Here is a 15854-nt window from a genome sequence, read left to right as displayed (position 1 = left end):
AGATGCCGCGCGAACACCCCACCCAACTGACCACCAGCACCCGTCACCAACACCGTGCCCGTCGACGACCATTCGACAGCCGGCGCCTCCGCCGGGATCTCCGTCCGGGCCAGCCGCGGCACCCGTACCGCACCGTCGCGGATCAGGAGTTGGGGTTCCCCGGTGGCCAGTGCGGTGGTCAGCGCGTGCCAGGAGGTGTCGGCGCCGTCGAGGTCGGCGAGGACGAGCCGGCCGGGGTTCTCGGACTGGGCGGAGCGCACCAGGCCCCACAGCGGGGCGTGCGCCAGGTCCCGCGGGTCCGCGTCCGCCACGGGTCCGATCGCTCCGTGGGTGACGAGGACCAGACGCGCGTCGGCGAAGCGGTCGTCGGCGAGCCAGGTCTGCAGGGTGTGCAGCGCGCGGGCGGTGGCGGCCCGTGCCGTCGCGGGGAGGTCCCCGGTGATGCCGGCGGGCAGGTCGAGCAGGACCGTGTGCGGTGTGGGTGCGCCCGCTTCCACAGCCCTGATCAGCGCGGACAGATCGGTGTGGCGCTCGGCCCGCTCCGGACCGGCGGGACCGTCGCCGAGTACAGCCCACGGACCGTCGTCCGGCGTGCCGGCGGTAGCCGGTGTCAGCGGTGCCCAGTCGACGCGGAACAGCACGTCGTGGTGGGGGTCGCGAGCCGTGCCGAGCTGCTCCGGGGAGACCGTGCGCAGGGCGAGGCCCTCCACGACGGCGGCCGGGGTGCCGACCGTGTCGGCGATCTCCAGCGTCACCTCGCCGCTGCTCAAGGGCCGCAGCCGTACCCGGAGCGCGTCCGCGCCCGCGGCCGTGGCGGTGACGCCGCGGAAGGAGAACGGCAGCCGCCCGGGCTCTCCGGTGCCGGCAGCGTCCAGCCCGAGGGGGTGCAGCGCGGCGTCGAGCAGGGCGGGGTGGAGGACGAACCGGGCGCCTTCGGTGGCGGCGTCCTCGGGGAGGCGCACCTCTGCGAAGACCTCCTCGCCCCGGCGCCATGCGGCTATCAGCCCCCGGAAGACGGGGCCGTAGCCGAATCCGGATGCGGCCAGGCCGTCGTACAGGCCCGTCACCTCGACCGGCTGGGCGCCTTCGGGGGGCCAGACGGAGAGGTCGAACGACGGGGCGGGGCCGCCCTGGGCCAGGACGCCGGTGGCGTGGCGGGACCAGGATTCGCCCGTCGCGTCCTCGGGGCGCGAGTGGAGGGTGAGCGTGCGGTGGCCCGAGCCGTCGGGGTCGCCGAGTGTCAGGCGCAGCTGCACTCCGCCGTGTTCCGGTACGACCAGCGGTGTTTCCAGGGTGAGTTCCTCGACGCGGTCGCATCCGACCTGGTCGCCGGCGCGCAGTGCCAGTTCGACGAAGGCGGTGCCGGGCAGCAGGACCGTGCCCAGGACGGCGTGGTCGGCGAGCCAGGGGTGGGTGCGCAGCGACAGCCGGCCGGTGAGCACCACCGCCCCCGATTCGGGCAGCTCCACCGCGGCGCCCAGCAGCGGGTGGTCGGCGGGGCCCAGGCCGGCCGCCGAGACGTCGCCCTGTGCGGAACCGGCGTCCAGCCAGAACGGCTGCCGCTGGAAGGGATAGGTCGGCAGGTCGGTGCGGTGTGCGCCGCTGCCGTCGAAGAGCGCCGTCCAGTCGGTGGCCGCCCCGCGGGCGAACGCCTGGGCCACGGCCGTGGTCAGCGTCGACGCCTCGGCGCGTCCCTCGCGCAGTGCGGGGACGAACACGGCGTCGTCGTGGGTGAGACAGTCCTGGGCCAGTGCGCACAGCACACCGTCCGGGCCGAGTTCGACGTAGGTGGTGACGCCCTGCGCGTCCAGGGTGCGGACGCTGTCGTGGAAGCGGACCGTCTCGCGAGCGTGCCGTACCCAGAAGTCGGGGCCGGTGATCTCCTCGGCGGAGGCGAGGGCGCCGGTGAGGCCCGGGACGAGCGGGATCCGCGGCGCGCGGTACGACAGCCCCTCGGCGACCTCGCGGAAGGCGTCGAGCATCGGGTCCATGTGCGGGGAGTGGAAGGCGTGGCTGACGGCGAGGCGCTTGGTGCGGCGGTCCTGCCGGTCGAAGGACGCGGCGATGTCCGTGACAGCGTCCTCGTCGCCGGCGATCACCACGGACCGGGGGCCGTTGACGGCGGCCACGCTCACGCCCTCGGTGAGGAGGGGCGTGACCTCGTCCTCCGTGGCCTGCACGGCCACCATGGCACCGCCGCCGGGGAGTTCCTGCATCAGCCGGCCGCGCGCGGCGACCAGGGCACAGGCGTCCGCCAGCGACAGCACACCGGCACAGTGCGCCGCCGCCAGGTCGCCGATGGAGTGCCCGGCCAGCACGTCGGGCTCCAGGCCCCACGACCGGACCAGCCGGAACAGTGCCACCTCGACCGCGAACAGCGCGGGCTGGGTGCGGGCGGTCTCGTCCAGCAGGGCCTGGTCACCGGCGAACAGGACGTCCTTCAGCGGCAGTTCGAAGTGGGCGCAGACCTCGTCCAGGGCCTGCCGGAAGACCGGGTAGGCCGCGTAGAGCTCCCGGCCCATGCCGAGCCGCTGGCTGCCCTGGCCGGTGAACAGGAAGGCCACCTTGCCGTCGCCGGCCGCGCCGTGCACCACATGGGTGGTGGTGCCGTCCTCCGCCAGCGCCGTCAGGCCGCGCAGGGCCTCGTCCCGGTCCGCCGCGACGACCACCGCGCGGTGCTCGAAGAGGGCGCGGCCGGTGGCCAGGGAGTAGCCGACGTCGGCGGGTGAGAGGTCCGGACCGGCCGCCATACGGTCCCTGAGCCGCTCGGCCTGGGCGCGCAGTGCGGCAGGGGACTTCGCCGACAGCGGCAGCGGCACCGCCGGCAGCGGTCCGGCGTCGTGCGCCGCGCTGTCGTCCGCGGGCTGCGGGGGCTGCTCGACGATGGCGTGGGCGTTGGTGCCGCTCATGCCGAACGAGGAGACACCGGCGCGGCGCACCCGCCCGGTCTCCGGCCACGGCCTGGCCTCGGTGAGCAGTTCCACGGCGCCCGCCGACCAGTCGACGTGCGGGGTGGGGGCGTCCACGTGCAGCGTCTGCGGCAGGACACCGTGCCGCATCGCCATCACCATCTTGATGATCCCGGCCACGCCGGCGGCGGCCTGGGTGTGGCCGAAGTTGGACTTGACGGAGCCCAGCCACAGCGGGCGGTCCGCGGGGCGCTCCCGGCCGTAGGTGGCCAGCAGCGCCTGGGCCTCGATCGGGTCGCCCAGGGTGGTACCGGTGCCGTGGGCCTCGACCGCGTCGACGTCGGCGGCGGACAGCCCGGCGTTGGCCAGGGCCTGCCGGATGACGCGCTGCTGCGAGGGGCCGTTGGGCGCGGTCAGGCCGTTGCTCGCGCCGTCCTGGTTCACCGCCGTGCCGCGGACGACCGCCAGCACCCGGTGGCCGTTGCGCTCGGCGTCCGAGAGCCGTTCGACGAGGAGCATGCCGACACCCTCGCCCCACGCGGTGCCGTCGGCGGCGGCGGCGAAGGGCTTGCAGCGGCCGTCGGCGGCCAGGCCGCGCTGGCGGCTGAACTCGGTGAACACGTCCGGCGTGGTGATGATGGTGACACCGCCGGCCAGGGCCAGGGTGCATTCGCCGTTGCGCAGTGCCTGAACGGCCAGGTGCAGGGCGACCAGCGACGAGGAGCACGCCGTGTCGACGGTGACCGCCGGTCCCTCGAAACCGAAGGTGTAGGAGACACGGCCGGAGGCGATGCTGCTGGATCCGCCCGTGCCCAGGTAGCCCTCGACGCCTTCGGGCACCCTGTTCAGCCGGGACACGTAGTCGTTGTGCATCTGGCCGACGAACACGCCGACCTGGCCGCCACGCAGCGTCGCCGGGTCGATGCCTGCCCGCTCGAACGCCTCCCAGGAGGTTTCGAGCAGCAGCCGCTGCTGCGGGTCCATCGCCAGTGCCTCACGCGGATTGATCCCGAAGAAGGCGGGGTCGAAGTGGTGGGCGTCGTAGAAGAAGCCGCCTTCGCGGGCGTACGACGTTCCGGCGCTGTCCGGGTCGGGGTCGTAGAGGCCCTCCAGGTCCCAGCCGCGGTCCACGGGCAGGTGGGAGATGCCGTCCCGGCCCTCGGCGAGCAGGGTCCACAGGTCCTCGGGGCTGCGCACGTCGCCGGGGAACCGGCAGCTCATCGCGACGATGGCGATCGGGTCGTCCTGCGCGGCGGCGGTGGCGGCCCGGGTGGGCAGGGCGCTCGCGGCCTCGGCGCCGAGGAGTTCACCGCGCAGCCAGGCACCCAGCGAGGTGGGCGTCGGGTAGTCGAAGACCAGCGTGGCCGGCAGCCGCAGCCCGGCGGCCGCGCCGAGGCGGTTGCGGAATTCCACGCCGGTCAGCGAGTCGAACCCGAGGTCCTTGAACGCCCGGGTGGGCTCGACCGCTTCGGGCGAGGCGTGCCCGAGTACGGCGGCCACCTGGCTGCGCACGAGGTCGAGCAGGGCCTGGTCCCGCTCCGCCTCGGGCAGCCGCAGCAGCCGCTCCTTGAGCGAGGAACCGGCCGTGGTACCGCCGGCCTCGACCGCCCGGCGTGCCGGTGCGCGCACGAGGCCCCGCAGCAGCGCGGGCACGCTGCTCGCGTCGGCGTGCCGCAGCGGCGCGAGATCGAGCCGCATGGGGACCAGCAGGGCGTCACCGGCCCGGTGGGCGGCGTCGAGGAGGGCGAGGCCCTCGTCGTTCGCCAGGCCGAGCACGCCGGAGCGGGTCATGCGGGACTTGTCGGTCTCGTCCAGCTCGCCGGTCATGCCACTCGACTCGGCCCACAGGCCCCAGGCGAGGGAGGTGGCGGGCAGTCCCCGGGCCTGGCGGTGCTGGGCGAGGGCGTCCAGGAAGACGTTGGCGGCCGCGTAGTTGGCCTGCCCGGCCCCGCCGAAGGTGCCGGCGGCCGAGGAGAACAGCACGAACTCCGCAGGCTCCAGCTCACGGGTGAGCTCGTGCAGGTTGACCGCCGCGTCGACCTTGGGCCGCATGACGCGGTCGAGCCTTTCCGGGCTCAGCGATCCGACGACACCGTCGTCGAGCACGCCCGCGGTGTGCACGACGGCGGTGAGCGGGTGTGCCGCCGGGATGCCGGCCAGCAGCGCGGACAGCGCGTCACGGTCGGCCGCGTCGCACGCGGCGACGGTGACCTCAGCGCCCAGTTCCGCCAGTTCGGCGGCCAGTTCCGCGGCGCCCGGCGCATCCATGCCGCGCCGGCTGGTCAGGAGCAGGTGACGGGCACCGCGTGCGGTGACCGCGTGCCGGGCGACGAGACCGCCCAGGGTCCCGGTGCCTCCGGTGATCAGCACGGTGCCGTCCGGGTCCCACTCGGCGGGAACGGTCAGGACGACCTTGCCGACGTGCCGCGCCTGACTCAGGTGGCGGAAGGCGTCGGGCGCCCGCCGCAGGTCCCAGGCGGTGATCGGCGGCGGGGTGAGCGCGCCGGCGGCGAACAGCTCCAGCAGCTCGGTGAGCATTTCCTGGATGCGGTCAAGGCCCGCCTCGACGAGGTCGAAGGCCTGGTAGGACACCCCGGGATGGGCGGCGGCCACCTCCTCGGGCGTCCGTACGTCGGTCTTGCCCATCTCGACGAAGCGGCCGCCGCGCGGCAGCAGCCGCAGTGACGCGTCGACGAACTCCCGGGCCAGCGAGTCCAGGACGACATCGACGCCGCGGCCACCGGTGGCCTCGCGGAACGTCTCCTCGAAGTCCAGGGTGCGGGACGAGGCGATCCGGTCCTCGGTCAGCCCGAGGCCGCGCAGCGTCTCCCACTTGCCCTCGCTCGCCGTGGCGTACACCTCGACGCCCCAGTGCCGGGCCAGCTGCACGGCGGCCATGCCCACACCGCCCGCGGCGGCGTGCACCAGCAGCGACTCCCCCGGCTGGAGGCCGGCGAGGTCACGCAGGGCGTAGTACGCCGTCATGAAGACGATCGGCACGGCCGCCGCCTCCGCGAACGTCCAGCCCTCGGGCATGGGCGCGATCATCCGCCGGTCGGCCACCACGAGCGGACCGAAGCCACCGGGCAGCATGCCCATGACCCGGTCGCCGGGGGCGAGATCGGTGACTCCGGGGCCGGTCTCCACGACGACACCGGCGCCCTCGCTGCCCATCAGGCCGGCGTCGCCCGGGTACATGCCGAGGGCGTTGAGCACATCGCGGAAGTTCAGGCCGGCCGCCCGGACCGCGACCCGGACCTCGCCCGGACGCAGCGGCCCGGACGCCTCCGGGCACGGGACGAACGTCAGGTTCTCCAGGGTGCCCTTGTCCCGGATGTCCATCCGCCAGGCGGGCTCCCCGGCAGGGGGCACCAGGTTTCCGCCGGACGCCACCCTCGCCAGCCGTGGTGCGTGGACCGTGCCGCGCCGCACCGCGAACTGCGGCTCCCCGGACGCGAGGGCGCCGGGCAGCGCCTCGTACGATCCCGCCTCGGTGTCGAGGTCCGCCAGGACGAAGCGGTCGGGATTCTCCGACTGCGCCGAGCGGACCAGACCCCACACCGGGGCGTGCGCCACGTCCCGCACGTCGGCGTCGGACTGCGTCGCCACCGCCCCGTGGGTCACGAACACCAGGCGGGACGAGGCGAACCGCTCGTCCTCGAGCCACGCCTGGACCAGGCTCAGCGTCTCATGGGTGGTCCGGCGCGCGGCACCGGCCGTGTCATCGGCGGCGGATCCGCCCATGGGCACGAGGACGTACTCGGCGACGGCGGTGCCCGCGTCGGCCGCCGCCCGCAGCGCGGTCAGGTCCGCGTAAGCGGCGTACGGCAGCGGCAGCGCGGAGTCGCCCAGTACGGCACAGTGCTCCGTGGCTTCGGGCGCCGCCTCGGGCAGCGGCACCGTGGCCCAGTCCAGGCGGAAGAGCGACTCGTGGTGCCCGGAGCGGGCACCGGCCAGCTGGTCGGCGGAGACCGGGCGCAGGGTCAGGCCGGCGACGGAGGCCACCGGCTCGCCGTTCATGTCCGCCAGTTCCAGCGTCACCGCGTCGGCGCCCGCCGGGGCGAGCCGGACCCGCAGCGCGCCCGCGCCGACGGCATGGAGGGACACGTCCCGCCAGGAGAACGGGAGACGGCCCTGTCCGTCGCCGCCGTCCTGCACGAAGGTGGCGTGCAGCGCGGCGTCGAGCAGTGCCGGGTGCAGGCCGAACAGTCCGGCGTCGGACTGCCGGTCCTCCGGCAGCCGGACCTCGGCGAAGACCTCGTCCCCGCGCCGCCAGGCCGCCCGCAGCCCCTGGAAGACCGGCCCGTAGCCGAATCCGCCTGCGGAGAGGTGTTCGTACAGGCCCGTGACGTCAACGGCTTCGGCGCCCGCCGGAGGCCATGCGGAAAGGTCGACGGAGGACCGCTGGGCGCCGGAGACGGCCAGCAGGCCGCCGGCGTGGCGCGTCCACGGCTGGTCCGCCGGCGCGTCCTGCGGCCGCGCGTACAGGTCCACCGGCCGCCGTCCGTCGTCGTCCGGCGCGCCGACCACCAGCTGCAGTTGTACGGCACCCCGCTCGGGCAGCACCAGCGGCGCCTCCAGCGTCAGCTCCTCCAGCCGGTCACAGCCGACCTGGTCCCCCGCCCGGATCGCCAGCTCCACGAACGCCGTACCCGGCAGCAGCACCGCACCCATCACCGCGTGATCCGCCAGCCACGGCTGCGTGTCCAGGGACAACCGACCCGTGAACAACAACCCGTCGGAATCGGCCAGCGCCACCGCCGCACCCAGCAACGGATGCCCAGCCGCCTCCAACCCGGCCGACACCACATCACCCACCCAGCCCGCCGGCGCCTCCAGCCAGAAACGCCGGTGCTGGAACGCGTAGGTGGGCAGATCGACACGCCGGGCACCAGTGCCGCCGTAGTACGCCTGCCAGTCCACCCCGATGCCCCGGATATGGGCCTGCGCGAGGACCGTGGTCAGCGCCTCGGCCTCGGGACGGTTCGCCCGGAGGGTCGGCACGAAGGCGTGGTCACCGTCGCCTGTGACGCAGTCCTGCGCCATCGCCGACAGGACACCGTCCGGGCCGAGCTCGACGAACGTGGTGACGTTCTGGGCTTCGAGCGTGCGGATGCCGTCGTGGAAACGGACCGCCTCACGCACATGGCGGACCCAGAAGCCGGGGTCGGTGATCTCCTCCGCGGTCGCGAGAGCGCCGGTGAGGTTCGAGACGACCGGGATGCGCGGAGCCTCGTACGACAGACCCTCGGCAACCTCCCGGAACGCCTCCAGCATCCCGTCCATGTGCGGCGAATGGAACGCGTGACTGACCGTCAGACGCTTGATCTTCCGGCCCTGCTCCTCGAAGGCGGCGGCGATCCCCAGTACGACGTCCTCGTCACCAGCAACCACCACGGAGGCCGGACCGTTGACCGCCGCGATGCTCACCGCGTCCGACAGGTACGGCGTGACCTCGTCCTCGGCAGCCTGCACCGCCACCATCGCACCACCGGACGGCAGCTCCTGCATCAGCCGGCCACGCGCGGCCACCAGGGTGCAGGCGTCCTCCAGAGACAGCACACCCGCGCAATGGGCGGCAGCGATCTCACCGATGGAGTGACCGGAGACGAAGTCCGGCCGGATGCCCCACGATTCGAGGAGGCGGAACAGCGCCACCTCGATCGCGAACAGGGCGGGCTGCGTGTAAGCGGTCTGGTTGAGCAGCTGAGCGTCATCGCCGAACACCGCCTCCTGCAGCGGCAGTTCGAATCGTGCGAAGACCTCGTCCAGGACTTGGGCGAACACGGGGTAGGCGTCGTACAGCTCCCGGCCCATGCCGAGCCGCTGACTGCCCTGCCCGGTGAACAAGAACGCCGACTTGCCCGCCACCACCGACCCGGTCACCAGGCCGGCCGCCGCACCGCGCCCCTCGGCCAGAGCCCCAAGCCCCGCCAGCAGACCGTCACGGCCACCCGCCACGACCACCGCACGCCGCTCCAGAGCAGCCCGCGTCGTCGCCAACGAATACGCCACATCAACCGGTTCGACACCGGCATCCCCCGCGACACGGTCAAGCAACCGCCGCGCCTGCGCCCGCAGCGCCTCCTCGGTCCGGCCCGACAGCGCCCACGGCACCACGGGCAGCGGTACGAGGTCGTCCTGTGTCCGCTCGGCGGTGTCCGCCTCGGAAGGCTGCTCGATGATCGCGTGGGCGTTGGTGCCGCTCACGCCGAAGGAGGAGACCGCGGCCCGGCGGGCCCGGTCGTTCTCCGGCCATTCCCGGCTCTCGGTCAGCAGCTCCACGGCGCCCGCCGACCACTCCACGTGTGTCGAAGGGGTGGCCACGTGCAGGGTCCGCGGCAGGACGCCGTGCCGCATCGCCATGACCATCTTGATGATCCCGGCGACACCCGCGGCGGCCTGGGTGTGGCCCAGGTTGGACTTGATGGAACCGAGCCACAGCGGCCGGTCCTCGGCGTGTTCCTGCCCGTAGGTGGCGAGCAGTGCCTGCGCCTCGATCGGGTCGCCCAGGGTCGTACCGGTGCCGTGCGCCTCCACCGCGTCGACCTCCGCGGCCGACAGCCGGGCGTTGGCCAGTGCCTGCCGGATGACGCGCTGCTGGGACGGGCCGTTGGGCGCGGTCAGGCCGTTGCTCGCGCCGTCCTGGTTCACCGCCGTACCGCGCACGATCGCGAGCACGGGGTGGCCGTTGCGGCGGGCGTCGGAGAGCCGCTCGACCAGGAGCATGCCGGCGCCCTCCGACCAGCCGGTGCCGTCGGCGTCGTCGGAGAAGGACTTGCAGCGGCCGTCGGACGCGAGGCCGCGCTGGCGGCTGAAGTCGACGAACGTGTCGGGCGCGGCCATGACGGTGACGCCGCCGGCCAGGGCGAGCGTGCACTCGCCGGTGCGCAGCGCCTGCGCGGCCAGGTGCAGGGCGACCAGCGACGACGAGCAGGCCGTGTCGATGGTGACCGCGGGACCTTCCAGGCCGAGGGTGTAGGCGACTCGCCCGGAGGCGACGCTGCCCGCGGTGCCGGTGCCCAGATAGCCCTCCAGCCCCGCCGGGACGGCGGGCAGGCGGGTGAGGTAGTCGTGGTACATCACGCCGGCGAAGACGCCGGTCCGGCTGCCGCGCACCGAGGCCGGGTCGATCCCGGCCCGCTCGAAGGCCTCCCAGGCGGTCTCCAGCAGCAGCCGCTGCTGCGGATCCATGGCGAGGGCTTCCCGCGGGTTGATACCGAAGAAGTCCGGATCGAAGTCGGCGGCGTTGTGCAGGAAGCCGCCCTCACGGGTGTAGCTGGTGCCCGCGCGTTCCGGGTCGTCGCTGTAGAGCGCGTCGAGGTCCCAGCCGCGGTCGGTGGGGAACGCGGAGACGGCGTCACCGCCGTCCAGGACCAGCCGCCACAGGTCTTCGGGCGTGCTGACGCCACCGGGGTAACGGCAGCTCATGCCGACGATCACGATCGGGTCGTCGTCCGCGGCGGCGGCCACCGCCGCACCGCGGGCCGCGCTGTCGGCGTCCGGGCCGAGGATCTCGGTGCGCAGGAAGGAGGCGAGGGCGACGGGCGTCGGGTAGTCGAAGACCAGGGTGGCCGGCAGGCGGACGCCGGTGGCCGTGCCGAGCCGGTTGCGCAGCTCCACCGCCGTCAGCGAGTCGAAGCCGAGCTCCTTGAACGCCCGGCTCGCATCGACCGCTTCCGGCCCCGGGTATCCCAGGACGGCGGCGACCTGGGCGCACACCAGGTCGGTCAGCAGGCGGTCGCGTTCTGCGGGGGCGAGGGCGAGCAGCCGCTCCGTGAGCCCCCCGACGGCGGTGGCGCCCGTGGCGCTCACGACGCGACGCGCCGGGGTGCGGACCAGGCCGCGCAGCATGGCGGGCACGGCCGCGGGGTCGGCGTCGCGCAGGGAGGCCAGGTCCAGGTGCATCGGTACGAGCGACGCTTCGCCCACCGCGAGGGCGGTGTCGAGCAGTGCCAGGCCCTCGTCGGAGGAGAGTGCGGCGACTCCGGCACGGGTGATGCGCTGCAGGTCGGTGTCGTCGAGGCCGCTGGTCATGCCGCTGCGTTCGGCCCACAGGCCCCAGGCGAGGGCGGTCGCCGGGCGGCCCTCGGCGCGGCGGCGCTGGGCGAAGGCGTCGAGGAAGGCGTTGGCGGCCGCGTAGTTGCTCTGGCCGGGGCCGCCGAGGGTGCCCGCGGCGGCGGAGAACAGCACGAACGCCGACAGGTCCAGGTCGCGGGTGAGGTCGTGCAGGTTGAGCGCCGCGTCGACCTTGGCGGGCAGGACCCGGTCGATGCGGTCCGGGGTGAGGGAGTCGACGACGCCGTCGTCGAGCACGCCGGCGGTGTGCACGACGGCCGTCAGCGGGTGGTCGGCGGGGACGCCGGCCAGCAGCTCCGCCAGGGCGGTGCGGTCGGCCGCGTCGCAGGCGGCCAGCGTGACCTCGGCGCCCAGTTCCCGCAGCCCGGCCACGAGGTCCGCGGCACCCTCGGCGTCGGGGCCGCGGCGGCTGGTCAGCAGCAGGTGCCGTACGCCGTGTCCGGTGACGAGGTGGCGGGCGACGAGGGCGCCGAGGGTGCCGGTGGCGCCGGTCACCAGTGCGGTGCCGTCCGGGTCCAGGGCGGGGGCGATGTGCGCGGGGTCGGCGGCGACCCGGGCGAGCCGTGGCACCGTCACGGACCCGTCCCTCAGGGCCAGTTGGGGTTCTTCCATGGCCAGGGCGGAGGGCAGGGCCAGTCGGGACGCTTCCGTGTCGTCGAGGTCGACGAGTACGAAGCGGTCCGGGTGCTCGGACTGGGCCGAGCGCAGCAGGCCCCACAGCGGTGCGTGCGCGAGGTCGGGCACGTCGCTGCCGGGCTGGGCGGCGATCGCGCCGCGGGTGACGAAGACCAGTCGGGAGTCGGTGAAGCGGTCGTCGGCGAGCCACGTCTGCACCAGGTCGAGGGCGCGGTGCAGCGCGGCGCGGACCGCGGCCGGCAGCGACTCGGGGGCGGCGGGCACCGGTTCGGTGGTGCCGGTCGTGAAGGGCACCACGACGGCCTCGGGCAGCGGCGCCCCGGCGTCCAGGGCCCGGCCGAGCGCGGTCAGGCCCGGGTGGGTGACGGCGGTCGGCAGCGCCTGGGCGAGCCCGGCGAGGAGTCCGTTGCCGGTGTCGGCGTCCGTGCCGGGCGCGGAGCCGTCGGTGTGGAGCAGCGCCCACTGGCCGGCTGCCACGGTTGTCGTGGTGGGCAGCCGCGCGTCGCTCCACTCTGCGCGGAACAGCGCGTCGTGGAAGGTGCCGCGCGCGGCGTGGGAGCGGACCTGGTCGGGCGAGACGGGGCGCAGCAGCAGCGAGTCGATGGAGGCCACCGGAGTGCCGCTGTCGTCGGCGAGGGTGACGGCGACGGTGTCGCGTCCGGCCGGCGACAGGCGGACGCGCAGGGACGCAGCCCCCACCGCATGAAGGCGGATGCCGCCCCAGGAGAAGGGCAGCCTGCCGTGTTCGGTCTCCGTCAGCAGGCTGCCGATGCCGACGGCGTGCAGGGCGGCGTCCAGCAGGGCCGGGTGGATACCGAACAGCGCGGCGTCCTGCCGGGCCTGCTCGGGAAGACGGACCTCGGCGAAGACCTCGTCGCCGCTCTGCCAGGCGGCCTTCAGGCCCTGGAAGACCGGCCCGTAGGCGAATCCGGAGTCGGTGAGGTGGTCGTAGAGTCCGTCGATCTGCACCTCGGTGGCGCCGCTCGGGGGCCACTGGGCGAGGTCGTCGGGGGCGGCCGTGGTGTCCTGGGTGAGCACACCGGTGGCGTGCCGGGTCCAGGTGGTCTCGGCCCAGGGGTCGTCGCCGTCCTCCGGCCGCGAGTGCAGGGTCAGCCGGCGGCGGCCGGTCTCGTCCGGCGCCCCGACCGCGAGCTGCAGCTGGACGCCGCCGTGTGGCGGCAGCACCAGGGGGGCTTCGAGGGTGAGTTCCTCCAGCAGGTCGCAGCCCACGTGGTCGCCGGCGCGCAGCGCGAGCTCCACGAAGGCGGTTCCCGGGAGCAGCACGGTGTCCATGACGGCGTGGTCGGCCAGCCAGGGGTGGGTGCGCAGCGAGAGGCGGCCGGTGAACAGCAGCCCGTCGGCGTCGGCGAGGGCGACCGTCGCGCCGAGCAGCGGATGGTCGGCGGCGCCGAGTCCGGCGGAGGTGACGTCGCCCACCCAGGAGGCCGGCGGTTCCGGCCAGTACAGCTCGCGCTGGAAGGCGTACGTGGGCAGTTCGACGCGGCGGGCGCCGCGACCGGCGAAGACCGCGGCCCAGTCCACGCGCGTGCCCCGGACGTGTGCCTCGGCCACGGCGGTCGCCAGCGCCTGCGGCTCGGGGCGGTCCTTGCGCAGGGTGGGGGCGAAGGCGGCGCCCTCGCGCGTCACGCAGTCCTGTGCCATGGCGGTCAGCACACCGCCCGGCCCGAGCTCCAGGTAGACGGTGACGTCCTGCTCCTCCAGGTACCGCACGCCGTCGAGGAAGCGGACCGCCTCGCGCACGTGCCGCACCCAGTAATCGGGCGCGCACATCTCCTCGGCGGACAGCGAGGCACCGATGAGGTTGGAGACGACCGGAATGACCGGGGGATGGAACGTGACACGCTCCGCAACCTCGCGGAACGCTTCCAGCATGCCGTCCATGTGCGGCGAGTGGAACGCATGGCTGACCGTCAGGCGCTTGGTCTTGCGGCCCTGTTCCTCGAAGCGGGCGGCGATCTCCAGTACGGCGTCCTCGTCACCGGCGACAACCACCGAAGCGGGGCCGTTGACCGCGGCGATGCTCACCCGGGCGGTCAGGTACGCGGTGACCTCGTCCTCGCTCGCCTGCACCGCCACCATCGCACCACCGGACGGCAGCTCCTGCATCAGCCGGCCACGCGCCGCGACCAGGGTGCAGGCGTCCTCCAGCGACAGCACACCCGCACAATGCGCCGCCGCGATCTCGCCGATCGAGTGACCGGAGACGAAGTCCGGCCTGATGCCCCACGATTCGAGGAGCCGGAACAGCGCCACCTCCACAGCGAACAACGCGGGCTGCGTGTACGCCGTCCGGTCGAGCAGCTCGGTGCCGTCGCCGAACATCGCATCACGCAGGGGAAGTTCGAACCGCGCGAAGACCTGGTCCAGGGCCTCGGCGAACGCCGGATACGTCTCGTACAGCTCACGGCCCATGCCCGCGCGCTGGCTGCCCTGACCCGAGAACAGGAACGCCACCTTGCCCTCGTCTGTGACGCCCTGGACAGCACCAGGCGGCATGTCACCGGCGGCCAGGGTGCTCAGGTCGTGCAGGAGGGCCTCGCGGTTCTCGCTGAAGAGGACCGTGCGATGGTCGAGGGCGGCGCGGGTGGTCGCGAGCGAGTGGCCGAGGTCCAGCAGGTCCAGCCCGGTGTCGTCCGCCGCGCGCCGGTGGAGCCGTTCGGCCTGGGCGGGCAGCGCCTCGGCACTGCGGGCGGACAGCAGCAGCGGCAGGGGCTGCCGGCGGGCGCCGGGCGCGGACGGCGCCCCGGCCGTGGCGGTGTCCTCGACGGCGTCCGTGGAGGCGTTCCCGACGGCGCCGGCCGCGGTGTCCTCGGCGGGTGCCTGCTCGATGACGGTGTGCGCGTTGGTGCCGCTGACGCCGAAGGAGGAGACGCCCGCGCGGCGCGGCTGGCCGGTCTGCGGCCACGGCTGTGCCTCGGTCAGCAGCGCGACCTGTCCGGCCGTCCAGTCGACGTTGGCGGACGGCTGGTCGACGTGCAGGGTCGGCGGGAGCACTCCATGCTCGATCGCCTTCACCATCTTGATGATTCCGGCGACGCCGGCGGCGGCCTGGGTGTGGCCGATGTTGGACTTGATCGAGCCGAGCCACAGCGGCCGGCCCTCGGGCCGGTTCTGTCCGTAGGTGGCGATCAGGGCCTGGGCCTCGATCGGGTCGCCCAGGGTGGTGCCCGTGCCGTGTGCCTCGACCGCGTCGACCTGGGCGGGGGTCAGCCCGGCGTTGGTCAGCGCCTGGCGGATGACGCGCTGCTGGGACGGACCGTTGGGTGCGGTCAGTCCGTTGCTCGCGCCGTCCTGGTTGATCGCCGAGCCGCGGACCACCGCCAGCACGGGGTGGCCGTTCTTCCGGGCGTCCGAGAGCCGCTCCACCAGGAGTACGCCGACGCCCTCGCCCCAGCCGGTGCCGTCGGCGCCCTCGGCGAACGGCTTGCAGCGTCCGTCGGGGGCGAGGCCGCGCTGCCGGCTGAACTGGACGAACGAGCGGGGGCTGGCCATGACGGTCACGCCACCGGTCACGGCGAGGGTGCACTCGCCGTTGCGCAGCGCCTGGACGGCCAGGTGCAGGGCGACGAGCGAGGCGGAGCAGGCGGTGTCGACGGTGACCGCCGGGCCTTCCAGGCCGAAGGTGTAGGACAGCCGGCCGGAGACGACGCTGGCCGCGTTGCCCGTCATCAGGTAGCCCTCGACGCCCTTGGGCACCTGCTGCAGGATCTCCGGGTACGTCTGGCCGTTGGTGCCGATGAACACGCCGGCCCGGCTGCCGCGCAGGGTCCCCGGGTCGATCCCGGCCCGCTCGAACGCCTCCCAGGCGGTCTCCAGCAGCAATCGCTGCTGCGGGTCCATGCCCAGAGTCTCGCGCGGGCTGATGCCGAAGAACGCCGCGTCGAAACGTCCGGCGTCGGTGAGGAAACCGCCCTCACGGGTGTAGCTGGTGCCCTGCTGGTCGGGGTCCTCGTCGTAGAGCGACTCGATGTCCCAGCCGCGGTCGGTCGGGAACCCGGATATCGCGTCGCCGCCGGAGGCCACGAGCTGCCACAGGTCCTCCGGAGACTCGACGCCTCCGGGGAACCTGCAGCTCATGGCAACGATCGCAATCGGCTCGGGTTCCCGCGACTCGACCTCGCGAAGGCGTTGCCGTGTCTGGTGCAGATCGGCCGTTACCCGCTTGAGGTAGTCGAGGATCTTGTCCTGATCCGCATCCGCCATTGGAAA

At 73.9% G+C, this 15854-nt stretch carries 1 protein-coding gene; it reads right to left on the bottom strand.

The window, feature by feature from the left end:
* A partial coding sequence (locus ACFYOH_RS40300; RefSeq protein WP_388636228.1) for an SDR family NAD(P)-dependent oxidoreductase occupies nt 1-15848 on the bottom strand: 15848 nt, incomplete at its 3' end.
* Nucleotides 15849-15854 lie beyond the last annotated feature (6 nt).

The organism is Streptomyces sp. NPDC007856 (assembly GCF_042868225.1).
Lineage (GTDB): Bacteria > Actinomycetota > Actinomycetes > Streptomycetales > Streptomycetaceae > Streptomyces.
The sequence above is the reverse complement of the archived record's forward strand: the minus strand, read 5'-3'. Positions and strand labels throughout refer to the sequence as shown.